A 22,871-nucleotide genomic window follows, 5' to 3' on the forward strand; every position below is an offset into this window, starting at 1 on the left:
CTAGGCCCTTTTCTTACGGGCTGCGTCATCAGGCTGGCTGATTTCGTTAAGCAAGCGAGTGGAGAGAAGAATACCGGTATGGATCTGTTGAAGATCGTCCACACGGGAATCCTGCGTCAGACGCGTTATTGTCTGCGAATCATCGAAACGGAACTGGCAAACCAGTTGATTCGTTTCAGCCAGTTTAACCATCTGCGGGAGGGTTAAACCGCCCAGCATGGTTGCCATCTCTTCGTTAATACCCAGACGAAACATCGCGGACGCCTTGTCCTGACTAATCAAACGCTGCGCGAGCAGTAAATACGACAAATTAATGTCATAGATATGTTTTAGCAACTCGGATGTATGCATTGTTCCCATCCCGAATAACCAACTATTATTTTTATGCGGAAAGACCGCACCCCGTGATGTCGCCGGGAAATCACCCGGTATAAAAAAGAAAAGGCTAAATGCATAGTTGAATTTAGGTTTGTATTCACTGAAACGCGTAAGAGAGAAACCGCGAATGCGTCTCTTACATGTTTTATCATTTCTTACAAATAACTAAGATTTTTCCTAATTCGACGCAAACTCTACTCGTCAGTTTTGTCACATACAATCCAGCCACCCTCAAATTTAAAAAAAATGTGATCCACGTCACACAATTTAAGTGAATATGACCCATAAATCCATCAGTATGACTTGTAATTTGTTTGTTTTTTAACCAATCAGTACTGTTTTGTATTCTTAATTGACGAATACTCATGCAGACGGGCGATCCGAACTGGCATGCAACGTGCTTCTACCCCCGTAAGCGCTACGCTGAAACATTTACAACAAACCCCTCTCCGGGAAACATTTTTCTTACCGTGAAAAAACATATAGTTATGCAGGTAGCACAAAAAAGATGTTTCAGGACGTGATCATTCGAAATGAGTTTGTAACGCGCCAAAACGATTTAACAGTTAAAGCGTGAATTTGTGTGATTTACGTTAAGTTGTTAATTTTTTTCATTTAGGCGCATTTTTCAGTTATTCTTCTTATAAGAATAATTAATGAATAATTATGATAAGCTTCACACTAATGTCGTAATCAGCTCTTGCAGAACCAGGGAATTCGCGGTAAAGGTGATCAAACGCTGTCTGACAGACACCTAAGGAGTGCGCCATGAGTTACTCCCATCTTCTTGTTTCCGTTGCAGTTTCTCCAGAAAGTCATCAACTCGTCGCCCGGGCCGTTTCCATTGCCAGACCCCACAATGCCCGCATCAGCCTCATCACGCTCGCCGCAGAGCCAGAGATGTACAATCAGCTGGCCGCCCCCATGCTGGAGGATATTCGTGAGGTCCTTCAGGAAGAAACGCAGCAATTTCTGCGCGAACTGGTGGAAAAGGCGCAATATCCGGTTTATGAGACAATTATTGCGACCGGTGAACTTAACGCCCATATTCTCGACATGTGTCGTAAACAACATATTGATTTAGTGATTTGCGGGAATCATAACCACAGCTTTTTATCGCGCGCAGCCTGTGCGGCGAAATCCATTGTCGCATCGAGCCAGGTTGATGTGCTGTTAGTGCCACTTGGGGGGAGTTAACCCCCAAGTGGAAAATCAGGCGAGTTTAGGGAAGGTCGCGATCTTTTTTTGCAGATCGCCTTCATGACTTTGCGGGGTGATATCCCGGAGATCCTGAATAAAACGTGCCTGCCAGTGGTTAATGTCGTTCTTACGGATCGTCTCCATCATATCAGCATGACGGGAAATACGTTCCGTGAGCGGCATAGTCAGGGCACGATTCAGCGCGTTTGCCACGTCGTCCCTGTCATAAGGGTTAACGATAAGCGCCGACGTGAGCTCATTTGCGGCGCCGGCAAACTGGGAGAGCACCAGAACACCCGGGTCGTCAGGATCCTGGGCCGCCACATACTCTTTCGCGACGAGGTTCATCCCGTCGCGCAGCGGCGTAACCAGGCCAACATCCGCGTAGCGGAAGACCTTCATCAGGATCTTACGGTCAAAGTGCTGGTTCAGGTAAAACAGCGGCGTCCAGCCCAGCTGCCCGTAGCGGCCATTAATGCGCCCTGCTTCTGTCTCCAGCTGATGGCGAATGTCCTGATAGGCCTGAACCTCACCGCGCGACGTCGGCGCGATCTGGGTATAACGGATTTTACCGTGATGCTGCGGATATTTATCCAGCAGCGTTTCATACGCCAGGAAGCGTTCCGGCAGCCCTTTGGAATAATCAAGACGCTCAACCGAGAAGATATTTTTCACGTGTTTGAGTTCATTCTTAAGCTGCGCCAGCTTCGGCGGCAGCGGGCCGGAAGCCTGCTCCGCGATTTCGTCAGGTTCAATCCCAATTGGATACACTTCGGTGTGGAACGTTTTCCCCCACGCCGTATGGGTTTTCCCGCCTTTGGTCACCAGACGCGCTTTACCTGACACGGAGTCAAGGAATGCGAGGCGGTCATTTTCGGTCTGGAAGCCCAGCAAATCGTAATCACACAGCGCCTCCAGCAGCTCTTCATGCGGCGGGAGCGCGGTAAAAATTTCCGGCGTCGGGAACGGGATGTGCAGGAAGAAGCCAATCCGGTTATTTACCCCTCTTTTTCGCAGCTCTCTGGCGAAGGGCAACAGATGATAATCGTGGATCCATAAAATATCGTCTTCTTCGATTAATGGCAGCAGTTTATCCGCCAGCAGCGCATTCACGCGCGAGTAGCCTTCGAAGGATTCACGCTGGAATTTGACCAGGTCAAGACGATAGTGAAACGCGGGCCACAGGACGGCATTCGAGAACTGCGAGTAATACTCGTCGTAGTCTTTCTCTTTCAATGCAAATGAAGCCCACGTAATGTTTCCGCGCGTCACCTTTTTGAGCGGTTTCTCTTCTTCACTGATTTCCCCACTCCAGCCAAACCACAGCCCGCCAGCGGCTTTTAAGGCACCTAATACCCCTACCGCCAGGCCACCCGCACTGGCTTTTTTATCGTCAGGCGGTGCGATTCGGTTAGAGACGACGACTAAGCGACCCATAATGGTTTCCCCCTTTGCTTTGCGCTATTTGTTGTTGTTGCTGGTTAGCGATGTCAGATATCCACTGCCAGACGCTGGCGACATCCGCCAGTCGCCATTCGGCAACAGTGTCACCAGGCCCCACCTTGACGGCGATCCCTCCGGCCTGATTCACCACGCGAAACCCGGCCTCGTCGGTCAGGTCATCCCCAATGAAAACGGGCGTTCGCCCTTTGAAAGGCGGCGACGCCATAAACGCGGCGATGGCCGCGCCTTTATTAATCCCTTTCGGTTTTAACTCAACCACGCATTTGCCGGGCTGCAACGCCAGCTGCGGATGCGCATCTGCCACCCTCTGAGCAAGCGCAAGTACGGCCTCCTCATGCTGCGGTGCCTGACGATAATGCAGGGCAAAGGCCATGCCTTTGGCTTCCAGCTCGGTGCCAGGCAGCGCTTCCAGCGCGTCAGAAAGCTGCTTATGTAGCGTTTGCGTGAGTGCGTCGGGGAGTGAAACGATATGCGTTTGATCATGGATGTCGCGGCGCTCCGCTCCGTGTACACCGGCTAGCGGAAAGTGGTATGGACTGGCGAGCAGATCCAGCTCGGCCATTGAGCGCCCTGATATCAATGCCAGTGCTCCCTCATTAATGAGTGAGAGCTGATGCAAATCCTGTAACACCGCCTCCGGAATAGACACCTGATCGGGGTGCGGTTTTATCCCGGCGAGCGTGCCGTCGAGATCAAAAAAGAAAGCATAGTGTCCGGGCAGTACAGGCGGTGCGGTTAACGTGTCAGCCACCCTTTTCCTCCTTACGGTTTACGAGAGGTAAACGCCTTTACCTCTTTCATAGCCATGTAAGTATAGACAGTGTGACGTGGCTCGCCATTTGACAACCGCCCCGCCAGTATTACTGGCGGGGCGGTTAAGAGGTCAACTAAGGTTATAAGTTGAGCAATAAAAGACAGGAAAAAGGGTTACACGGTACGCTTCGCTTTTTGCTTGTAACGGTCGAAAATCACCGCTGCCAGCAGGATCAGACCACGAACCACGTACTGCGAGAACGGTGAAATATTCAGCAGGTTCATGGCGTTCTCCACCGTCCCTAAAATCAGGATACCGGCCACCACATATGAGATTTTTCCGATGCCGCCCTTGAGGGAAACGCCCCCTAACACGCAGGCCGAAATGACGATCAGCTCGTAACCGATAGAGGTCATCGGCTGGCCGCTGGTCATACGCGACGCCAGAATAATCCCCGCTGCGGCAGAAACCAGCCCTGAGAGCACAAAGATAATAATTTTAGTGCGTACGACCGGCACCCCAGCCAGACGGGCGGCCTCTTCATTACCGCCAATCGCCAGCGTATTACGGCCAAAGGTGGTCCGGTTAAGCAGGAAGCCGAACAGGATCAGGCAGGCCACCGTCAGCCATATAGGCGCAGGCAGACCCAGCCAGTTGGCATAACCCAGCGTGAAGAAGCGCTCGTCTTCAATCCCCACCGCTTTACCGTCGGAGATGATATAGGCCAGCCCGCGGACAATTTGCATCGTCGCAAGCGTGGTGATCAGGGCGTTAATCTTCAGGCGCGCGATAACAAAACCGTTCACCAGACCGCTGATGACGCCGAGTAACAGACCGGCTAAGACGCCAATCCACAGGCTCTCCGTCATGTTGATCACCACGGCCGTCGTGACGCCCGCACAGGCAATCACCGACGCCACCGACAGGTCAAAATCGCCGGAGGCCAGGCAGAACAGCATCCCGCAGGCCACCATCCCGGACATGGAAATGGCCAGCCCCAGCCCCTTCATATTAATGAAGGTGGCAAAATTAGGGACAAAGATCGCGCAGGCAAGGAACAGTGCGGCAAAAACCACCAGCATGCCGTACTGATCCCAGATACGTCCAATACTCAGCGCCGACTTCGACTTCGGCACTCCGGATGTAGTAACAGAGGACATCATTAACTCCTTACTCAGGCGACAGCCTGACTAACTTTAGGCATGGCGAGGTTCAACGCCTGTTGTTCATTCGCCTGTTCATGAAGTAATTCGCCGGCAATTTCACCTTCACGCATCACCACAATGCGGTCGGCCACGCCAAGCACCTCCGGCAGATCGCTGGAGGCGAAGAGCACCGCCACGCCGCGTTTTGCCAGCTCATAGATCACGTTATAGATTTCGTGTTTTGCCCCCACATCGATACCGCGCGTCGGCTCGTCCAGCAAAATGACCTTCATATCTTCTGACAGCCAGCGGCCTAAAATTGCCTTCTGCTGGTTTCCGCCTGACAGATTCATGATCAGCTGTTCCGGACCCGGCGTTTTGATATTCAGCGAGCGAATATGGTGGTCGGCGTTACTCGACTCCCAGCTATCGTTTATCAGGCAACCGGCGCGAATAAACTTACGACGGGCAGAAATATTGATGTTGTCGCGCACCGAGTGCACCGGAATGATCCCCTCGGCTTTCCGGTCTTCCGGGCAGAGCATCATCCCCGCCCCGATCGCGTGGGCCGGTTTCTGGATATCTACCCGTTCACCGTCAATAGAGACCTGACCATCGGTAATACGGGTACCGCCGAACAGACCTTTCATCAATTCGCTGCGCCCCGCCCCCACCAGACCAAACAGGCCGACGATTTCACCGCTGCGTACGGATAACGAAATCGGTGTTCTGACGCCCGGCGCTTTGACGTTATCCAGGCGCAGGCGTTCCGGGCCGTACGGGCGCGGTTGCCAGTGATAAATATCGCCCAGATCGCGTCCGACCATCGCCTGAACCAGCTGGTCATGGTTCACCTGCGCCATGTCGGTAAAGGTGCGCACATAGCGTCCATCTTTAAAGACGGTGATGGCGTCGCTCAGGGCAAAAATCTCTTCCATACGGTGCGAGACATACAAAATCGTGCGGCCTTCCTGACGCAATTCGCGGATCACGCGGAACAGATTTTCGATTTCACGCTTAGAGAGCGAACTGGTAGGTTCGTCGAAGGCAATAATTCTGGCGTTACGCGCCAGCGCCTTGGCAATTTCAACCATCTGCCACTGGCCGATGGAGAGGTATTTCAGCGGCGTCTGGGGATCGACGTCCAGGCCCAGATGCTTAAGCTGCAGCCCCGCTTCATAATTAAGTAGCGAACGATTCACCACGCCGCCTTTGTGCGGGAGCTGTCCCAAATAGATGTTTTCCGCCACGGTCATCTCAGGAATGAGGTGCAGCTCCTGGTAGATGATCGCCACCCCGGCATTGAGCGCCGCCGTGGTATCGGCAAACGCCACCTCTTCACCGCGTATGGCCAGCGAGCCGGTAGTGGGCGCGTAGTTACCGCTGAGGATCTTCAACAGCGTGGATTTTCCCGCACCGTTTTCCCCCATCAGGGCGTGAACCTGGCCGGCATAGCAGTCGAAGCTGATATCGGTCAGCGCGTTAACACCGGGGAAAGTTTTCCCGATGCCGCGAAAAGAGAGATACGGATCAGACTGTCGCATAACGTCTCCGTGATTCCTGTAGTGTGTACGTCTGGCCCCTCACGAAGGATGAGGGGCACAATCACCGCGTATTACTTCCCGCCCAGTCCTTTTTTCGCCAGCTCCTCTTTGAAGTTGTCGCGGGTAATCAGCACCACGTCGGTCACTTCGGTAAATTTCGGCGGCTCAGCCCCTTTGGTGACCCAGTTATAGAGCATCTCACTGGATTTATAGCCGTGAACGTCCGGGCTTGGCAGCAGAGAACCGTAGAAGCCGGTAGCCTGCGCTTTGGACAGCTCGCTGACGGCGTCAACGCCGTTGATGCCAATCCCGATCACGTCAGGCGCTTTAAAGCCCTGGCCTTCCGTCGCGCGTACCCCACCCAGCACGGTGTTGTCGTTCATGCCGACCACCAGCCAGTGTTTGACCTCCGGATGCTGAACCAGCATAGAGTTCGCGGCGTCGAAAGCGCCCGGGATGTCGTTAGATTTGGTTGGGACTTTGTAGATCTGTTTTTCCGGGAAACCGGCCGCTTTCAGCGCGTCCATTGAACCGGAAGTACGGCGACGTGCGGTGTCCAGCTCGTCTGCGGTAATGGCCATCACCGCAGTCTCTTTGACATCCCAGCCGCGCTTTTGCATCTCTTTATAGAGTTCCTGCCCCTGGCGTTCGCCGATTTTGGTCGCCGCCATCATCACCAGCGGGACGCTGTCCATCGGCTTGCCTTTGGCGTTAACGAACTGATCGTCAACCGCGATGACCTTCATATCGTAACCGCGCGCTTTAGCCGCGATGGCCGAACCAAGCTTTGGATCCGGAGTACAGATAACGAAACCTTTCGCACCGCTGGCCGCCAGGCTGTCGATGGCGTTCAGGGTTTTCTCACCGTCAGGCACGGCGATTTTAATCACTTCAAAACCTAAATCTTTCCCGGCTTTATCGGCGAATTTCCACTCAGTCTGGAACCAGGGCTCTTCGGGCTGTTTTACCAAAAAACCGAGTTTTAAATTCTCAGCGATAGCGGATTGTGACATAACGGCAGCCAGACCGATGGCCGCCAGCGCTTTAGTAAATTTGTGCATGGTAAACTCCAGCTTTAGCATTCTTTTCTGTAGGGAATATGTGCGTGCTTCTTATTTAATCGGACTTAAAACAAGGCATTAGCGCTTACCTCGTCATAAGCGTTATTGCTGGTGATAGTTTTAGCGGGAAATTAATCATCCATAAGAGAGCCCCATCACACCGCAGAATTACAGTAATTGCGTACATAAATTCAGCGAAAAATGACATAAAAAAGGCAGGATTTGTCAGACAAATGAAAGTGGGTTAAGCAGAATTATCCATAAGATTAGCTAAGAAATCCCTGATACCCCTCAGCGGACTAAACGTCACCTGGCGTTAAAGGGGTTTAAGATGTTTTTCATCAAAAATGCACCAGGCACCTGAACACGGTTATTCCGCAGAATTTGATTTAGCGCAATTTTATTAGCACATCATATATTCGAAACGATTAATCCGTATTTCTCTTTTTCACGGAGTATTATTCCAACTTAATATTTTCGAAAGAGTAACAGTGTATCACTGCAATAAAAATTGTTAATTATTAGAGTATTAAACCATATTCAATTCATGGCGAGCTGATTGCATTTCTGTACTATATTAAACTTTGTAATGTATGGTAAATACAGCTCAATTAAGAGTTTTCTTAGACCAAAGACAAGGGTATGCTTATTTATATCGAACACAGGAAGTGAATTTCGGTCGACTTCGGTCACGGCAGAATGTGTATTTCTGCTCTTTTCTTCATATTTGCCTGACGCTCAGGTTAAGCAACGGACATCACGTCCCACAGTCAATAAGGATATGAGTATGGCTACCCAAACGATGATGCAAAAACTTAACGCGCAGATGAACCTTGAGTTCTACGCCTCGAATCTGCACCTTCACTTAAGTGCGTGGTGTGCCGAGAATAGCCTCACGGGATCTGCCACATTCTTTCGCTCTCAGGCGCAAAGTAACGTCACCCATATGATGCGTGTCTTTAACTTCCTGAAAGCCGCAGGGGCAAATCCTGTCGTTAAAGCCCTTGATGGGATCAATGAAAATTACTCTTGCCTGGAAGAACTGTTTCAGAAGACGCTTGAAGAGTATGAACAACGCTGCAGCACCCTCAACAAACTGGCCGATGAAGCCAAAGCGCAGCAGGACATTACGACGCTCAGATTCTTACGCGATATGGATAAAGAGCAGCAGCAGGATGGCCTGCTGCTGAAGACGCTGGCGGATGAGATCCATAATGCGCAGCAGGCAGGTTTATGTCCTGAGCAAACCGACCGTCATCTGCTCGACATCGTGGCGGTGCAGCACCACTGAGTTTTTGGCCTGCTCCCATTCGGAGGAGCAGGCTCCCTTCACGTCTCCAACCTTCTGCTTTTGCTGAAATTTAACAAATCAGATCTGGCTCCCAATGATTAACCACACAACGTGTGATGATTTATTTAGTTACATAATCATTGACGAGGGAGCATCATGATCACCATTGAGTTTGTTGTCATTCTCCTCTGCCTGCTGACGGGTACGCGTTTCGGCGGTATGGGGCTCGGGTTAATTAGCGGTATTGGTCTTTTTATTTTATGTTTTGTCTTTGGTCTGCAACCGGGTAAGCCGCCGGTAGACGTTATGCTGACCATCCTCGCGGTGATTGGTTGTGCCGCTACGCTGCAGACTGCGGGTGGCCTCAACGTCATGATGCAGTTTGCTGAACGTCTGCTGCGCAAACACCCACAGCACATCACCCTGCTCGCCCCATTCACCACCTGGATGCTGACCTTTCTGTGCGGCACCGGGCATGTGGTCTATACCATGTTCCCCATCATTGCGGATATCGCCCTGAAAAAAGGGATCCGCCCCGAGCGCCCTATGGCCGTGGCATCGGTCGCGTCGCAGATGGCGATTACCGCCTCCCCCGTTTCCGTTGCCGTGGTGTCGCTGGTGTCCATCCTGGCGGCCCAGCATGGCATCGGCCACGCGTGGGGGATCCTGGAAATTCTCGCCGTGTCGGTTCCCGCTTCACTTTTCGGCGTAGCTATTGCTGCCCTGTGGAGTTTACGCCGCGGAAAAGATTTGGCGGATGACGTGGAGTTTCAGGAAAAGCTGAAAGATCCTAAGCAGCGCGAGTTTATCTACGGTGGAACAGAGACGTTAATGAATCAGCGTTTCCCTAAACAGGCCTACTGGTCCACGTGGATTTTCTTTGCCGGTATTGCCGTGGTTGTTTTGCTGGGTGCGTTCCCTGAGCTGCGCCCCGCCTTTGAGCTGAAAGGCAAAATGACGGCGCTGTCGATGAACCTTGTTATTCAGATGATGATGTTAATTGCAGGGGCCGTGATGCTAATGGCCTGTAAGGTCAATGCGTCGGCGATTTCCAACGGCGCGGTGTTTAAGGCCGGTATGGTCGCGATCTTCTCGGTGTTCGGCGTGGCGTGGATGAGCGATACCTTTTTCCAGGCGCATCTCGACGAGTTAAAGCTGGCGCTGGAAGGCGTCGTGAAAAGCCACCCGTGGACGTATGCTATTGTGCTGTTTCTGGTGTCAAAACTGGTGAACAGCCAGGCGGCTGCGCTGACGGCCGTTGCGCCTATGGGCCTCATGCTCGGCATCGACCCGAAAATGCTGATCGCCTTTTTCCCTGCGTCATACGGCTATTTCGTCCTGCCGACCTACCCAAGTGATTTGGCCTGCATCGGCTTTGACCGTTCAGGCACCACCCGCATCGGCAAATTTATCATCAACCACAGCTTTATTCTGCCTGGGCTGATTGGGGTAAGCTGCGCGTGCGCGGCGAGCTATCTGCTGGTCCAGACGTTCTTTTGACAGCATCAAGGGGCGACACATGCCGTCGCCCATTTCCCGGTTTTAGTGGGATTCACCCTGCGGCGTGAATCGCAGTTCAATCAGCGCGATGGCTTTCTGGATCGCACGAAGCGTAACCGGGTCAGCGGCAGCGGGATGGCTGGCGAAATCGATGTTTTTCAGCTGCGTAGACATCTTCTCGCGCACTTCAACCGGCGCAATCACGTCCAGAACATCAAGGATTTGTTTGATAACCAGCTGACAGGCGACAACGTCAGAGACCAGTTCCTGATCGGCGCTCAGGTTTTGTGACATGGGGTTTTCTCCTTATTTAAAGGCCGCCATAGTAGCAAAACACACCCCTGGCATCTCCCCTTCATCGCCTGCAGGTATAAAAAAACCCGCCGAAGCAGGTTTTTTTATCAGAACATGGCGCCCGGCGGCACGTCTTTGAAGGTGCGGCAGTAATTGGCCCACATACTTTTCAGGATTTTGCGCAGTTTCACGATGATGCTCCATTAACTTGTTATACAACTTTATTATCAACGCGCCTATAATATGACCACCATCACAAAAATCAACACTTTTGTGATGCACATCACATTTATATCAGAGCATGGCCTGAAAGCGCTCACCGCGGACCCGTTGCGAAGAGTGAGGGCAGATTGTCCGGCTATTCCAGCCATTGCAGCGGGCATCTGCGGGTACGATAACGTATTTCCATCCACTCAGAGCGAATCATGAAAAGAGTCATTGTAGCCGGCACAATCCTGCTGCTCGCGGGATGTACTATTAACCGCCAGGCTGAAGTCAGCAGCCTCGACGCGCCGAACGGCATCGTCCGCCTCGACTACGGCCAGGCTGCGCTGCAAAATGCGTATTCCGATGAGTATGTGAACAACGGCACGGCGGCAAAAGCGTGTCAGAGCATGGGGTATGCCACTGCCTCAGCCTATGGTCAGCCCATTAAAACCTGCACTCTGACCAGCGGCTCTTTGTGCCTGAACGAGAGCGTGACTATCCAGTATAAATGTATGGGTTACGCCGTTAATCCTAAGTCAACTAATCCGTGGTATTAATCGAAGCTGCCAGCGCATGCTGGCAGTTTATTTCATTACGAACAAAAATAATTCTCATTAATAAGTTATAAAAATCGCCAATGCGTTTTATTCCCATTCGTATTTTAAATAAATAAAATAAAAATTTTACGTTTTGCAAATAATTAAATAACAAATTATAGTGTCGCTCATTGTGAACCAGAAATAATAATCCGGAGCGTCACCATGCTGAAAACTGAAATGATCGACAAGCTCAACGCACAAATGAACCTTGAGCTTTTTTCATCCCTGCTCTACCAGCAGATGAGCGCCTGGTGCAGCTACCACAGTTTCGAGGGCGCTGCCGCGTTTCTGCGTCGTCACGCTCAGGAAGAGATGACCCACATGCAGCGTCTGTTTGACTATCTGACAGATACGGGCAGCCTGCCGCGCATTGAAACCGTGGCATCACCGTTTGCTGAGTATAATTCTCTTGATGAACTGTTCCGCGCCACCTACGAGCACGAGCAGCTTATCACGCAGAAAATTAACGAACTGGTTCATGCCGCGATGACCAGCCAGGATTATCCAACCTTTAATTTCCTGCAGTGGTACGTCGCTGAGCAACACGAAGAAGAGAAGCTGTTTAAATCCGTGCTGGATAAATTATCTCTGGTCGGGAAATCCGGCGAAGGTCTTTACTTTATTGATAAAGAACTCTCCACTCTTGATACGCAGAATTAATTTCAGCGCGGTGCCGGCTTCCGGCACCGCGTTAATTTACATACACCCCGCACAGCTGGTGCAACGCCAGTCATGGGGATTCACGGCCTGGTAAAAATAGCGGTAGCTGGATGTCTCCAGCGGAATACCCACCTCGAAAAACAGATCCGTTAACCAGTCGACATTCTCGATGATCCACTCATCTTCCTGTAATCCTTGTGCAAAGGTTTCATCTTCAGGATCAATAACCGAATAGATTGCCCAGGTGCCCATATCCTTTTCGCGGCGGGACTCGGGAAGGTTCAGGGGCTGATTCTGCCAGCTGATTATCCAGTGACCATGGCACAACAGGTTACCTCCCCGGCTCCATGCCGCGGAAAAGGGATTCTCCCCTGCCATAAGACCCTCACTTAATTTGATAATTTGTATTTATTGTTTACGTTACGCCGGAATGTCGCGCAGCAGTATTGCCCTTATGAGGTAGGCACAGGCCTGGGTCATTAATACGTAAATAATTTTTTACACCACTTGTAACGGTGATTTGACGAGTAACGGCTTTTCCCTTACTCTGCGCCGCAGATTTTGTCGCGGTTAAGAAGCGTTGTAGAGGAAAGCGTGAAAAACAGAACTCTGGGAAGTATTTTTATCGTCGCCGGAACGACAATTGGCGCAGGAATGCTGGCAATGCCTCTGGCAGCCGCGGGCGTGGGATTTGGCATGACCCTGCTGCTGCTGGGAACGCTCTGGGCGCTGATGTGTTACACCGCACTGTTGCTGCTTGAGGTTTACCAGCACGTACCCGCCGACACCGGTCTGGGTTCGCTTGCGGCGCGCTATCTCGGACGCTACGGCCAGTGGATAACCGGCTTTAGCATGATGTTCCTGATGTATGCCCTGACCGCCGCCTATATCAGCGGCGCCGGAGAGCTCATCGCCTCCAGCGTCAACGACTGGTTTGGCTCTGACATTACCCCTGCGACGGGCGCCATCTTCTTTGCGCTCATCGGCGGCGGCGTGGTCTGCGTGGGCACATCCCTGGTCGATCTGTTTAACCGTTTTCTGTTCAGCGCTAAAATTCTCTTCCTGATTGTCATGCTGGTGCTGCTGGCGCCGCACGTGCACAAGGTTAACCTGCTGACGCTGCCGCTGGAAAAAGGGCTGGCGCTCTCCGCGATCCCGGTCATTTTCACCTCGTTTGGCTTCCACGGCAGCGTGCCAAGCATCGTCAGCTATATGAACGGCGATATCCGAAAACTGCGCCGCGTCTTTGTTATCGGCAGCGCGATCCCGCTGATTGCCTATATTTTCTGGCAGTTGGTGACGCTGGGCAGCATTGACTCTTCAACCTTTATTGGGCTGATGGCGCAACACGCTGGCCTGAACGGTTTTCTGCTGGCACTGCGCGAGGTCGTCACCTCCCCACACGTGGAGCTGGCGGTACACCTGTTTGCCGACCTGGCGCTGGCAACTTCGTTCCTGGGCGTGGCGCTCGGCCTGTTTGATTATCTGGCCGACCTGTTCCAGCGCCGCAATACCGCGGCCGGACGGTTACAGACGGGCGCAATTACCTTCCTGCCGCCGCTGGCGTTCGCGCTGTTTTATCCGCGCGGATTTGTGATGGCGCTGGGCTACGCGGGAGTGGCGCTCTCTATCCTGGCGCTGTTGCTCCCTTCCCTGCTGGCGTGGAAGAGCCGCCAGCAGCATCCGCAGCAAGGGTATCGCGTGGCGGGGGGAAAACCGCTGCTGTGCGTTGTCTTTGGCTGCGGGGTGGTGATTATACTGGTGCAGGTGTTGATTGCAGCCGGGATGCTGCCGGAAGTGGGTTAAATAAAAAAAGGGGCTGTCATCAGCCCCTTTTTTATCAGTGCAAACAGCAGCTCTTAAACTTCTTCCCGCTGCCGCAAGGACACGGATCGTTACGCCCGACCTTTGTGCCGTTCACAATCGGCTTCTTCGCTTCCGGCTGCTGCGGATTGTTTACCCAGTATTGATATAAACGCAGTGCCGCAGGCTGGATGCTCTCGATGCTGGCGATGTACTCCTCTTCGGACAGTTCATCCAGCTTGTCGCTGTTCTCTTCCGTGCCGTGCAGCGCAATCACCTCAAGATCGGCCTTCAGGGCTTCCGGCAAGGCAGACCAGTCCGTCAGCGCCACGCCGCGCATGTAGCCGTAGCACCACTCTTCCACCACGGTATAACTCTCACCGTCAACGTCGTTATAGCCAAACATCGGTTCGAACTGATCCGGGTATTCGCTCAGACGCTCGGCAATATCGTTCATGTGCTTAAAGCAGAGATCGATAAAACGGTTCATCTCACGATCGTTTTTCCAGCGCGGAATGTACTTCTCGCCACCCCAAACCGCCACCAGCCAGGCATCTGGCTCAACGACAACAGGACCGGAAAGCACTGCGGTAAGCATGCCGTCCAGTTCGGACACGTCAATTACGGACGCGTCATCATGACCGTAAGACATTAACGTCTCTTCAAGCCACGCCATTTCGCTTTCATTCAATGGGCCTTCAGTCATCGCTGATACTCCTGCAAAAAAGGAAACGATCCTAACACATATCTCACCCCTCTCCGGGCTGAAGTTTAGGTCTTTATTGCTGCAAAAACGTGCAAACCGTGAGCTTTGCACAACTTATGGGCTTTATTGTTAACGATATGTGATCTCCGCTGTAATTTCTTCTCCTCCCGCAAGGCGGCATAACGCGGCGCTCTATACTCAAACATGTCGCATGCTCGTCAATGGGTTAACCATTCTGGCAACGTTTTTGCTTAACGTTCTTCGCGCGTCCCTGCGCAGGGAAATCTCGCCGTAATATGCAGGATGCCGTCTGTATCTTGTTCGTTTAGTGCATTTTGTTCTTGCTCGTGTTTCGGATTGGCTGCGCCGTCGGGCGTTCGGGTTTACGCCGTGGTGCAAAAACCTCTTTGCTAAGGAACATAATAATGTCGCTGAAATTTATCAGAACTCCTCTTTCTCTTGTGTTGGCCGGTTGCCTGGTGACGGCGTTTTCCGCCCGGGCAGATATTGTGATTGGCGTGGCCGGACCGTTCACGGGTCCGAACGCCACCTATGGCGATCAGTACTGGCACGGCGCTACGCAGGCCGCTGAAGACATTAATGCCGCAGGCGGCATTAACGGTGAGAAAATTAAACTGGTTCAGGGGGATGATGCCTGCGAGCCCAAGCAGGCCGTGGCCGTCGCCAACCGTTTAGTTGACCAGGATAAAGTCAACGCCGTGGTCGGCCATTTCTGCTCCTCTTCCACCATGCCCGCATCCGAGGTGTATAGCGACGCAGGCATTATTGCGATTACCCCCGGCTCAACTAACCCGCTGATCACCGAACGCGGCATGAGCGATATGTTCCGCATGTGCGGCCGCGACGACCAGCAGGGTCAGGTTGCCAGCGACTTCATCATCGACAAGCTGAAAGCCAAACGTGTGGTGATCATTCACGACAAAGACACCTATGGTCAGGGTCTGGCTGACGCCACCAAAGCGGCACTGGCGAAACGCGGGGTTCAGGATGTGATGTACGAGGGGTTATCCCGCGGTGAAAAAGACTTTAACGCGCTGGTCACCAAGATCGGCGCGCAAAAACCGGACGTCGTGTTCTTCGGTGGCTGTCACCCGGAAGCCGGTCCGCTGGTTCGCCAGATGCGTGAGCAGGGCGTACAGGCAAAATTCTTCTCCGGGGACTGCATCGTCAACGAGGAGATGGTGACCGCCGCGGGCGGCCCGCAGTATACCAATGGCATTTACATGACCTTTGGTAAAGACCCGCGCCTGATCCCGGACGGCAAAGCGGTTATCGAGAAATTCCGCGCCGGTAAATTCGAGCCGGAAGGTTACACCCTCTACTCCTATGCCTCCGTACAGGCCATTGCCGCGGCCTTCAAGGCCACCGGCGGCAAGGACTCGGCCAAAGCCAGCGAGTGGCTAAAGGCCAATTCCGTCGACACGGTGATGGGCAAAAAAGCCTGGGACAGCAAAGGCGATCTGAAAGTGTCTGACTACGTGGTTTACCAGTGGGACGACAAAGGGAAATATAAGGAAGTGCAGTAACGGGACGGAGTCACGCTCAACGTCGGCGGGCCTGCCCGTCGGCGCGTAATAAACATCAGGCTGCGCGGATCGCGCAGCCTATAAAACGAGCGCGCTAAGATGAGTACATTCTTCCTGCAACAGTTAATCAATGGCTTAACGCTGGGTTCCGTCTACGGCCTGATCGCCATCGGCTACACCATGGTGTACGGCATTATCGGGATGATCAATTTCGCCCACGGCGAAGTGTATATGATTTCCGCCTATCTTTGCGCCATTGGCCTGGCGCTGCTCTCGTTCTTCGGCCTGCAGTCCTTCCCGCTGCTGATCCTCGGCACGCTGGTGTTCACCATTGTGGTCACCGGGGTGTACGGCTGGACTATCGAGCGTATCGCCTACAAGCCGCTGCGCAACTCCACGCGCCTGGCGCCGCTGATCTCCGCCATCGGGATGTCGCTTATCCTGCAAAACTACGCACAGCTGAGCCAGGGCCCGCGCCAGCAGGGGGTGCCAACTATGCTGGACGGCGTCATTCGCCTGCATCTGGGCGAAGGGTTCGTGCAGATAACCTACACCAAAGTGTTTATTCTGGTTGCCTCGTTTGCCGGCATGCTGGTGCTCACCTGGATAATCAACCGTACCAGGCTGGGCCGGATGTGTCGCGCGGTGCAGCAGGATCGTAAGATGGCCTCCATTCTGGGCATTAACACCGACCGGATTATTTCGCTGGTCTTTGTCATCGGCGCGGCGATGGCCGGTCTGGCGGGGGTGTTGATCACCATGAATTACGGCACCTTTGATTTCTACGTCGGGTTCGTGATCGGCATTAAAGCCTTTACTGCAGCAGTACTCGGCGGCATCGGCTCCCTTCCCGGCGCGATGCTCGGTGGCCTTATCCTGGGCGTGGCGGAAGCGCAGTTCTCGGGCATGGTGAACTCGGACTATAAAGACGTCTTCTCGTTCGGCCTGCTGGTCATGATCCTTATTTTCCGTCCTCAGGGCCTGCTTGGACGCCCGATTGTGGCCAAAGTGTGAGGGAGAGAATGATGACATCACACGGTTTTTCACTTAAACGCTGCATTCTGGACGCGATTTTTTCCGGGCTGATTGCGCTGATTATCTTCGGCCCCATCGCGGGCGTGGTGCTCGACGGGTATAGCTTTAACTTCGCCGGACAGCGACTGACCTGGATGGTTGGCATCGTCATGCTCGGACGCTTTCTGTTGAGCGCCTTTTTAGGTACCGCCCCGGGGGCCCGTTTCCAGGCGCGCTTCGAGGCCGATAGCGCGGGCGTATATGTCCTGCCACCGGAATACAAAAGCCGCATGCGCTGGATTATTCCTCTGGTGATTACCCTTGCGATTTGCTTTCCGTTTGTCGCCACTAAATATGTGCTGACCGTCGCCATTCTCGGGCTGATCTACGTGCTTCTCGGTCTGGGGCTGAACATCGTCGTGGGCCTGGCCGGTCTGCTGGATCTGGGATATGTCGCGTTCTACGCGATTGGGGCGTACGGTCTGGCGCTGGGGTACCAGTATCTCGGCTTAGGTTTCTGGAGTATGCTGCCGCTGGCGGCAATCATGGCCGCCGCCGCAGGCGCCCTGCTCGGCTTCCCGGTGCTGCGCATGCACGGTGACTATCTGGCCATCGTCACCCTCGGGTTCGGGGAGATCATTCGCCTGATACTGAACAACTGGCTGACCTTCACCGGCGGCCCCAACGGCGTGTCTGCCCCTCCCCCGACTTTTTTCGGTCTGGAATTTGGACGACGCGCGAAAGAAGGCGGCGTGCCCTTCCACGAGTTTTTCCACCTGACCTACAACCCGAACATGAAGTTTATCTTTATCTACGCGGTACTGTTCCTGGTGGTGATGCTGGTGCTCTACATTAAGCACCGCCTGACGCGGATGCCGATTGGTCGGGCGTGGGAAGCCCTGCGTGAAGACGAAATTGCCTGCCGCTCAATGGGGTTGAACCATGTTCTGGTGAAGCTGTCCGCCTTTACGCTGGGCGCGTCGACCGCGGGCATTGCCGGGGTGTTCTTCGCCACCTATCAGGGGTTCGTGAATCCAACCTCCTTTACCTTCTTTGAATCGGCACTGATCCTCGCCATTGTGGTACTGGGCGGTATGGGCTCGACGCTGGGCGTGGTGCTGGCCGCCTTTGTGCTCACGGTCACGCCGGAACTGCTGCGCAGTTTTGCCGAGTATCGCGTCCTGCTGTTTGGCATGCTGATGGTGGTGATGATGATCTGGCGTCCACGCGGTTTGATCCGCATTAACCGCAGCGGGTTTGCCGTGCGTAAGGGCGTCGCGCCATGAACGAAACGATATTACGCGTTGAACATTTGATGATGCACTTTGGTGGGATTAAGGCGCTAAACGACGTCAACCTGGACGTGCAGCGCGGCTCCATTACCGCCCTGATTGGGCCAAACGGGGCGGGAAAAACAACCGTGTTTAACTGCCTGACGGGCTTCTACAGGGCCTCCGGCGGCAACATTTTGTTTAACACCCGCAATAAAACGACCAACGTGATTCAGGTCCTTGGACAAAAATTCCAGCCGGGTGACTGGATTAACCCCGCGCAGTTCGGGCAACGGCTGTTCTACAAAATGTTTGGCGGAACGCATCTGGTCAACCGCGCAGGGCTGGCGCGCACGTTTCAAAATATCCGTCTTTTTCGCGAGATGTCGGTCGTGGAAAACCTGCTGGTCGCGCAGCATATGCGGGTGAACCGCAATCTGCTCGCCGGGATCCTGAATACGCCGTCCTACCGGCGGGCGGAAAGCGACGCCCTGGACAGAGCCTTCTACTGGCTGGAAGTGGTGGATCTGGTGGAGTGCGCCAATCGCCTGGCGGGAGAGATGTCGTACGGCCAGCAGCGGCGTCTGGAAATTGCGCGGGCAATGTGCACCGGGCCAGAAATGATCTGTCTGGATGAACCCGCCGCAGGGCTGAACCCGGTTGAAACGCATAAGCTGAGCAGCATTATTCGCTTTCTGCGGGATCACCATGACATCACGGTATTACTGATTGAGCATGATATGGGGATGGTGATGGAGATTTCGGACGACATTATCGTGCTCGACCACGGCGATGTGATTGCCAGAGGAAAACCCGAGCAGATCCAGCATGACGAAAAGGTCATTGCCGCCTATCTGGGCACGGACGAAAGCGAGGTCACCCTATGAGCGAACCGCTGCTGGCTTTTCGCGAGGTGGATGTGTTTTACGGCGTCATTCAGGCGCTGAAGCAGGTCTCCCTCGAGGTGAATAAGGGTGAAACCGTGGCGCTGATTGGCGCAAACGGCGCGGGTAAATCGACATTGCTGATGTCCATCTTTGGTCAGCCTCGTATCCGCAACGGACAGATCCTTTTCGGCGGTGAAGATATCAGCCATAAATCCACCCACTACGTTGCGTCCGGCGGCATTGCTCAGGCGCCGGAAGGCAGACGAATCTTCCCGGATATGACCGTTGAAGAGAACCTGCTGATGGGGACCATTCCCATAGGCAGCCAGTTTGCCGCTGAAGATATGCAAACCATGTTTGACCTTTTCCCTCGTCTTAAAGAGCGGCGTAAACAGCGCGCGATGACCATGTCCGGCGGGGAACAGCAGATGCTGGCGATCGCCCGGGCGCTGATGAGCCGTCCGAAGCTGCTGCTGCTGGATGAACCGAGCCTGGGCTTAGCCCCGATTGTGGTGAAGCAGATCTTCCAGACGCTGCGCGAGCTGGCCCGCAGCGGTATGACCATCTTTCTGGTGGAGCAGAATGCGCACCACGCATTGAAGCTGTCTGACCGCGGGTATGTAATGGTTAACGGACAGATCCGGTTGAGCGGCAGCGGTGAGGAGCTGCTGGGGAATCAGGAGGTGAGGAAGGCGTATTTGGGCGGGGTGTGATTTGACACCTGCCGAATGGGCTTATGCCGTGATGGATCATTTCGGCACATACGGGATAGAAGCACTGGAGGATACGTTAGTCGATATCGCCTCTTTGTTTGGATTGCTTCCGGCAATTCTGACAGGTTTGTTAGTAAGAAAAGCAGCAAAAAGAATGTGAATTATGAGTCTTCAGGCTTAGCCTCGAAGGCTTTTTTGACTCGGAAACGCAAAACCCCGAAAGTTGGATGTCCAACTTTCGGGGTTCACTTCATTTCTGTGGTTTCACGATAACGTTGTTAAATAAAACTGTCGTCGTCATTGCTGTAGTCGTCATCTACATCGTCGTTCTGCCAGGTGTCGTTATTATTGCCGAACGGATCGTTCTGGTTGAGGAAACGGGTGTCAGAGACGTTATTAACGTCGCCGTATTGATTACCGACAAACGGTTCACCACCGACGGGCATTGTCGGTTCTTCGATAATGTTCACTATCTCTTCCGGCCGTGACTGATGGAACATGCTGGTAAGCATCTCGGCCAGCGCGATGCCACCGGCCACGCCAGCGGCTGTCTGGAGTGCGCCAGCCATAAAACCGCCGCCGCGAGTAGCCGGCGCTGGCGCCCGTGAGTAATCCTGCGCCGGTGGCTGCTGCGGCTGGGCATTCCAGCTGTTGTCAGGCTGCGGGTTATTTTTTCCACCACCAAACAGGCCGCCGAGGAAACTGCCGCCCGTCGAGGGTTTGCTTTTTTGCGCGGCTAATTCGCTTTCAAGCTCCTGAACGCGGGCCTGCAGGCGTTTCAGGGCCGCTTCCTGAATCAAAATCGATTGCGCCATATAGTAGGGGGCCGCAGGCTGCTGCCTGACGAATTCAGCGATCTGACGCTCTGCATCTGCGTCCCGTTGGCTGTTTTGTTGTCCGGCCTGTTTCAGACGCTCGAAAAGGCCGTTGATAAGCTGCTGTTCTTCATATTGCATGACAATAACCTTCCGCTCTCCAGGGTGGATACCAACCAGTTTATCAGCGGAGGCAACCTGTGTCTGGGGAGTGAAATGTTTGTTTAAGATTGGTTGCAGGTTATCTGAAAATCGCCCTTCTTTCCGGGCTTGATATTAGAGAGTTAGGCTTAACGTTCTGGTATGGCAGCAAATTCCCGGGCACAGCACGATCGTGATGACGATGAGATACGCTCACTTCGCGCTAAACTGGAGGCACAAAAAAACCACCTTTCGGTGGTTTCACGACACTGCTTATTGCTTTGATTATTCTTTGTTTCCCATGGTAGCCGGAGTGGGACTTGAACCCACACAGCGCGAACGCCGAGGGATTTTAAAACTATAAGGAAGGTTAGAAATGGACAACGCGAAATCCTGGCTGAAGAGTCTGGATGCTGGCGATTCCGGCTTCCAGGTTTCTGTAACGCAGGGAATGCTCTCTTTTCCGGTTAGCATGTATTACCTCGGTTATGACTTCATAGACACGGCTCATCGCCATGCTAATTTTGATGATCGTGTGAGGATGGCGAACATGTTCAAACGAGGAATATCGGTTACTCAGGAAACTCAAAAAATAGTTAACGCTGTTATCAGAGAGTTCATGTCAAAAGTTAACATGGATAATATTCAGGGGATTGCACAAAATTTTACCGGCGTAATGGTTGGTAAATTCATATTCGCGGAGCTAACCGGAGTAAAACTAGATGCTGCCGTATCGTCACGCATTATGACCTCGTTCGCCCCTGGCGTGGTCATCGGAAGCGCTCTCACGATTGGCGCAGAAACATCGAGAGCTATCTATACGGCTAGAAAGCTTGAAAACCAGAACCCTGTACTCTACTACCGACTTAAGAGTATGGGGGATTTGGATCTTCTGTATTTTCTTGTTGAAGAAAAATTGAAACCTTTTCTTGACGCATGCAGCGTAGCAGATGTAGACAAGCATGAATTTAACGAAGTATGTAAATACTTTTTTGGTGGGTTATGAACGCTCAGGACATTATCAAGTTAATAGCATCCCGAATTTTGCGCGGGTTGGGAATGGGAATTGCTTCTGCGGGCCTATTGTCCTGTATTTATTTCTTTTCATTTTCAAAAGACGAATCCCGTTTTATCTGGGGTGCAGCGTCTGGTGCTCTCATTGTCCTTGGTTACTTTATATACCGAATTGCGATACTCAAGGTTTTTGACGAACGTTGAAGACCTCAATTGCTCATACTCCATCAAAAAGCCCACCGATTGGTGGGCCTGGCGTTAGAGGGTCAGGCTTAACTGCTTCCTACCATAATGAGATGACGGAAAAGCATCGGATGGGATGAAATCAGCTGGTAACTTATCGCGTGGTGCGCGTTTGGTTGATGATCGCGGGGCAGTAATGCCCTCTTCTTGTGTCGAAGATGAATGGTGAAAAATAGACAATAAAAAACCACCTTTCGGTGGTTTATACGACACTGCTTATCATTGATTTTATTCTACTTTTCCCATGGTAGCCGGAGTGGGACTTGAACCCACACAGCGCGAACGCCGAGGGATTTTAAATCCCTTGTGTCTACCGATTCCACCATCCGGCCAGGGAAGAAAGTGGAGGCGCGTTCCGGAGTCGAACCGGACTAGACGGATTTGCAATCCGCTACATAACCGCTTTGCTAACGCGCCGTTAAATCTTTAAAGCTGACACCCGCTACTGCGCATGTCTTTAATTTGGAGCGGGAAACGAGACTCGAACTCGCGACCCCGACCTTGGCAAGGTCGTGCTCTACCAACTGAGCTATTCCCGCATGTCATCAAGTAACTGTCTAACCACTTGATTTCATTATCGTCCGACTGGCTGTGCCGCCGTTCGATGCGTTGCATTCTAC

24 protein-coding genes, 3 tRNA genes and 1 pseudogene are annotated in these 22,871 nt (G+C 52.9%); 14 read left to right on the forward strand and 14 right to left on the reverse strand.

Annotation, left to right across the window (positions count from 1 at the left end; genetic code table 11):
* Window positions 1-351, reverse strand: coding sequence for a flagellar transcriptional regulator FlhD (gene flhD / locus DOU50_RS16340; protein ID WP_023336137.1), 351 nt, complete (start codon window positions 349-351; stop codon window positions 1-3).
* A gap of 795 nt (window positions 352-1,146) precedes the next feature.
* On the opposite strand from flhD, the gene uspC reads away from it, so the two are divergent.
* On the forward strand, window positions 1,147-1,575 hold the full coding sequence (gene uspC, locus DOU50_RS16345) for a universal stress protein UspC (protein ID WP_024909668.1): 429 nt from the start codon (window positions 1,147-1,149) through the stop codon (window positions 1,573-1,575).
* Between the two features lie 15 nt (window positions 1,576-1,590).
* Here uspC and otsA read toward each other — a convergent pair whose 3' ends face one another.
* The 5 genes from otsA to araF form a co-directional block, all read right to left on the reverse strand.
* Window positions 1,591-3,015: an alpha,alpha-trehalose-phosphate synthase gene (gene otsA / locus DOU50_RS16350; protein WP_048992259.1), complete on the reverse strand. Its 1,425-nt coding sequence runs from the start codon at window positions 3,013-3,015 to the stop codon at window positions 1,591-1,593.
* Complete coding sequence (otsB, locus tag DOU50_RS16355) at window positions 2,990-3,793, reverse strand: trehalose-phosphatase (RefSeq protein WP_148769756.1); 804 nt, start codon at window positions 3,791-3,793, stop codon at window positions 2,990-2,992. The genes otsA and otsB overlap by 26 nt, the downstream gene beginning before the upstream one ends.
* Window positions 3,794-3,969: 176 nt before the next feature.
* Entirely contained in the window at window positions 3,970-4,959 is a 990-nt protein-coding gene (gene araH / locus DOU50_RS16360) for an L-arabinose ABC transporter permease AraH (RefSeq protein WP_193745657.1), read from the reverse strand.
* A gap of 11 nt (window positions 4,960-4,970) precedes the next feature.
* The gene (gene araG / locus DOU50_RS16365) at window positions 4,971-6,485 is read right to left on the reverse strand and encodes an L-arabinose ABC transporter ATP-binding protein AraG (protein ID WP_048992264.1); all 1,515 of its coding nucleotides are present in this window, start codon (window positions 6,483-6,485) and stop codon (window positions 4,971-4,973) included.
* Between the two features lie 71 nt (window positions 6,486-6,556).
* Window positions 6,557-7,546 carry an arabinose ABC transporter substrate-binding protein AraF gene (gene araF, locus DOU50_RS16370; RefSeq protein WP_024909787.1) on the reverse strand — a complete coding sequence of 330 codons (990 nt, stop codon included), beginning with the start codon at window positions 7,544-7,546 and terminating at the stop codon, window positions 6,557-6,559.
* Between the two features lie 787 nt (window positions 7,547-8,333).
* On the opposite strand from araF, the gene DOU50_RS16375 reads away from it, so the two are divergent.
* Together DOU50_RS16375 and DOU50_RS16380 are read left to right on the forward strand one after the other, a co-directional pair.
* Window positions 8,334-8,837 carry a non-heme ferritin-like protein gene (locus tag DOU50_RS16375; RefSeq protein WP_024909786.1) on the forward strand — a complete coding sequence of 168 codons (504 nt, stop codon included), beginning with the start codon at window positions 8,334-8,336 and terminating at the stop codon, window positions 8,835-8,837.
* Window positions 8,838-8,993: 156 nt separating this feature from the next.
* Window positions 8,994-10,337 carry an anaerobic C4-dicarboxylate transporter gene (locus DOU50_RS16380; RefSeq protein ID WP_023336144.1) on the forward strand — a complete coding sequence of 448 codons (1,344 nt, stop codon included), beginning with the start codon at window positions 8,994-8,996 and terminating at the stop codon, window positions 10,335-10,337.
* Between the two features lie 42 nt (window positions 10,338-10,379).
* On the opposite strand, the gene DOU50_RS16385 is transcribed toward DOU50_RS16380, so the two are convergent.
* Window positions 10,380-10,631: a DUF2766 family protein gene (locus DOU50_RS16385; RefSeq protein ID WP_008500405.1), complete on the reverse strand. Its 252-nt coding sequence runs from the start codon at window positions 10,629-10,631 to the stop codon at window positions 10,380-10,382.
* A gap of 107 nt (window positions 10,632-10,738) precedes the next feature.
* The gene (azuC, locus tag DOU50_RS16390) at window positions 10,739-10,822 is read right to left on the reverse strand and encodes a stress response protein AzuC (RefSeq protein WP_014884364.1); all 84 of its coding nucleotides are present in this window, start codon (window positions 10,820-10,822) and stop codon (window positions 10,739-10,741) included.
* Between the two features lie 234 nt (window positions 10,823-11,056).
* On the opposite strand from azuC, the gene yecR reads away from it, so the two are divergent.
* Window positions 11,057-11,395, forward strand: a complete 339-nt coding sequence (gene yecR / locus DOU50_RS16395) for a YecR family lipoprotein (RefSeq protein WP_024909785.1) — start codon at window positions 11,057-11,059, stop codon at window positions 11,393-11,395.
* A 204-nt stretch (window positions 11,396-11,599) separates the two neighbouring features.
* Window positions 11,600-12,097: a non-heme ferritin gene (gene ftnA / locus DOU50_RS16400; RefSeq protein WP_014884366.1), complete on the forward strand. Its 498-nt coding sequence runs from the start codon at window positions 11,600-11,602 to the stop codon at window positions 12,095-12,097.
* 36 nt (window positions 12,098-12,133) lie between these two features.
* Here the strand turns inward: ftnA and DOU50_RS16405 are convergent, their stop codons facing one another.
* Complete coding sequence (locus DOU50_RS16405; protein ID WP_024909784.1) at window positions 12,134-12,475, reverse strand: hypothetical protein; 342 nt, start codon at window positions 12,473-12,475, stop codon at window positions 12,134-12,136.
* Between the two features lie 216 nt (window positions 12,476-12,691).
* Between DOU50_RS16405 and tyrP the strand changes: the two genes are divergently transcribed.
* Complete coding sequence (gene tyrP, locus DOU50_RS16410) at window positions 12,692-13,903, forward strand: tyrosine transporter TyrP (RefSeq protein WP_024909783.1); 1,212 nt, start codon at window positions 12,692-12,694, stop codon at window positions 13,901-13,903.
* A 34-nt stretch (window positions 13,904-13,937) separates the two neighbouring features.
* Here tyrP and DOU50_RS16415 read toward each other — a convergent pair whose 3' ends face one another.
* On the reverse strand, window positions 13,938-14,606 hold the full coding sequence (locus DOU50_RS16415) for a YecA family protein (protein WP_024909782.1): 669 nt from the start codon (window positions 14,604-14,606) through the stop codon (window positions 13,938-13,940).
* Window positions 14,607-15,031: 425 nt separating this feature from the next.
* Here DOU50_RS16415 and DOU50_RS16420 point away from each other — a divergent pair, with 425 nt between their 5' ends.
* The 6 genes from DOU50_RS16420 to DOU50_RS23620 all read left to right on the forward strand — a co-directional run bounded on the left by DOU50_RS16420 (window position 15,032) and on the right by DOU50_RS23620 (window position 20,198).
* A complete protein-coding gene (locus tag DOU50_RS16420; RefSeq protein WP_023312277.1) occupies window positions 15,032-16,153 on the forward strand; it encodes a branched-chain amino acid ABC transporter substrate-binding protein in 1,122 nt (373 codons plus the stop codon).
* Window positions 16,154-16,252: 99 nt separating this feature from the next.
* Window positions 16,253-17,167 (forward strand): ABC transporter permease subunit, encoded by a 915-nt coding sequence (locus tag DOU50_RS16425; RefSeq protein ID WP_032646250.1) that lies wholly within the window; start codon window positions 16,253-16,255, stop codon window positions 17,165-17,167.
* An 11-nt stretch (window positions 17,168-17,178) separates the two neighbouring features.
* The gene (gene livM, locus DOU50_RS16430; protein ID WP_148769762.1) at window positions 17,179-18,453 is read left to right on the forward strand and encodes a high-affinity branched-chain amino acid ABC transporter permease LivM; all 1,275 of its coding nucleotides are present in this window, start codon (window positions 17,179-17,181) and stop codon (window positions 18,451-18,453) included.
* Window positions 18,450-19,325 carry an ABC transporter ATP-binding protein gene (locus DOU50_RS16435; RefSeq protein ID WP_032646252.1) on the forward strand — a complete coding sequence of 292 codons (876 nt, stop codon included), beginning with the start codon at window positions 18,450-18,452 and terminating at the stop codon, window positions 19,323-19,325. Before livM ends, DOU50_RS16435 begins: the two co-directional genes overlap by 4 nt.
* The gene (locus DOU50_RS16440; protein ID WP_032646253.1) at window positions 19,322-20,038 is read left to right on the forward strand and encodes an ABC transporter ATP-binding protein; all 717 of its coding nucleotides are present in this window, start codon (window positions 19,322-19,324) and stop codon (window positions 20,036-20,038) included. Before DOU50_RS16435 ends, DOU50_RS16440 begins: the two co-directional genes overlap by 4 nt.
* Window position 20,039: 1 nt before the next feature.
* Window positions 20,040-20,198, forward strand: a complete 159-nt coding sequence (locus DOU50_RS23620) for a hypothetical protein (RefSeq protein WP_153257553.1) — start codon at window positions 20,040-20,042, stop codon at window positions 20,196-20,198.
* A 118-nt stretch (window positions 20,199-20,316) separates the two neighbouring features.
* Here the strand turns inward: DOU50_RS23620 and DOU50_RS16445 are convergent, their stop codons facing one another.
* The gene (locus DOU50_RS16445; protein WP_148769757.1) at window positions 20,317-20,994 is read right to left on the reverse strand and encodes a DUF2076 domain-containing protein; all 678 of its coding nucleotides are present in this window, start codon (window positions 20,992-20,994) and stop codon (window positions 20,317-20,319) included.
* Window positions 20,995-21,145: 151 nt separating this feature from the next.
* Between DOU50_RS16445 and DOU50_RS23890 the strand changes: the two are divergent.
* Window positions 21,146-21,358: pseudogene (locus DOU50_RS23890) on the forward strand (hypothetical protein); the annotation flags it as partial.
* Between the two features lie 12 nt (window positions 21,359-21,370).
* A complete protein-coding gene (locus DOU50_RS16455; RefSeq protein ID WP_148769758.1) occupies window positions 21,371-22,000 on the forward strand; it encodes a hypothetical protein in 630 nt (209 codons plus the stop codon).
* 496 nt (window positions 22,001-22,496) lie between these two features.
* On the opposite strand, the gene DOU50_RS16465 is transcribed toward DOU50_RS16455, so the two are convergent.
* From DOU50_RS16465 to DOU50_RS16475, 3 genes are all read right to left on the reverse strand, one after another.
* A tRNA-Leu gene (locus DOU50_RS16465) sits at window positions 22,497-22,583 on the reverse strand.
* An 11-nt stretch (window positions 22,584-22,594) separates the two neighbouring features.
* A tRNA-Cys gene (locus DOU50_RS16470) sits at window positions 22,595-22,668 on the reverse strand.
* 46 nt (window positions 22,669-22,714) lie between these two features.
* Window positions 22,715-22,790, reverse strand: a tRNA-Gly gene (locus tag DOU50_RS16475).
* Between the last annotated feature and the right edge of the window lie 81 nt (window positions 22,791-22,871).

Origin of the sequence: Enterobacter sp. C6, from assembly GCF_008122455.1 — a bacterium.
Lineage (GTDB): Bacteria > Pseudomonadota > Gammaproteobacteria > Enterobacterales > Enterobacteriaceae > Enterobacter > Enterobacter pseudoroggenkampii.